At 61.5% G+C, this 1,155-nt stretch carries 1 protein-coding gene; it reads right to left on the bottom strand.

The annotated features are described in order from the left end of the window. Nucleotides 1–168: 168 nt before the first annotated feature. The gene (locus tag EN939_RS35030; RefSeq protein WP_272483139.1) at nucleotides 169–1,149 is read right to left on the bottom strand and encodes an aldehyde dehydrogenase family protein; all 981 of its coding nucleotides are present in this window, start codon (nucleotides 1,147–1,149) and stop codon (nucleotides 169–171) included. Between the last annotated feature and the right edge of the window lie 6 nt (nucleotides 1,150–1,155).

Genomic DNA, 1,155 nt, shown 5'->3' with positions numbered 1-1,155 from the left:
GGTCGATGAAGACCGTTGTCCGGGTGTTTCCTCCCGGCATGACCTTGCGGGCCCGTTCGAACATCTCGCGGGACTTCGGCATTGAATCTGGATAGTGGCGCATAATCTTGTAAACCGATGAAGGAGACAGTCTTGGATGGCCGCGACGAAGGGCGCGACCTCTTTCGATCACTTGGTCATGATCGTGTGGCTCTGCTCGCGCAGGTACTGTGGCAGGAACCAGGAGCCGAGACCGCCCTTGCCGCTGACCCCGGTGCCCTTCCAGCCGCAGAATGGCTGCGCGCCTGGCCATGCACCCGTCGTTGCGCCGCTCGCACGGTTGGCATAGAGAACCCCCGCTTCGGCGGTGTCGAGGAAGTGACGCAACTCTTTTTGGTCGTTGGTAAAGATGCCGGCCGACAATCCGTAGGCGATGTCGTTGCCCTCTTCGATCGCGGCATCGAGACTATCAAAACCGCGGACGACCACGAAAGGCATGAAGAGTTCGTCGCGGGTCAGCCGGCCCGGACCATCAAGTTCGACGACCGTCGGCAGGACGTAGTTGTTCGCAAATCCCTGGCCCAGGGCGGCGCCCCCAAAATGCACCTTGCCTTTGCCCTCGACTTCCGACAGCGCTGCCTGGAAACGGCCGACTGTGGCGTCGCCATAGACAGGGCCCATAAAGGTCTCGGCCTTACGAGGATCTCCGACCACCAGCTTTCCAGCGAACGCTACCAGTTTCTCGATGAATTCCGCCTTGACCTTCTCGTCGACATACACGACCGAGCATGCGGAGCACTTCTGGCCTTGCAGGCCAAAAGCGGAGCGCGCCACCCCCTGCGCCGCGCGGTCGAGGTCGGCCTTGCTCGTCACGTAGGCGGGGTTCTTGCCACCCATTTCGGCGATGACGGGCTTCATGTGGGGCAGCGTTGCCATATGACGGAAGATGCTCATGCCGGTCTTATGGGAGCCGGTGAATGCAACGCCGTCGATGCCGTTGTCGGTGGCAAGAAGGCGCCCCACCTCTCCATCGCCAAGCACGATGTTGAAAACACCTTCGGGCAAGCCCGCTTTGCGAAGCGTTTCGGCAATCAGCAGTCCGGTCAGCGCGCAACCCGGCGACGGCTTGTAGACCACCGCATTGCCTGTCAACAGCGCACCCGTGACCATGCCGAT

The organism is Mesorhizobium sp. M7A.F.Ca.CA.002.05.1.1 (assembly GCF_003998335.1).
GTDB lineage: Bacteria > Pseudomonadota > Alphaproteobacteria > Rhizobiales > Rhizobiaceae > Mesorhizobium.
This window is presented reverse-complemented; position numbering and strand designations above follow the sequence as displayed.

What these genes read in the sequence shown, in the direction of transcription:
- EN939_RS35030 (WP_272483139.1), bottom strand. Translation starts at nt 1,149, where the DNA reads ATGGTCACGGGTGCGCTGTTGACAGGCAATGCGGTGGTCTACAAGCCG.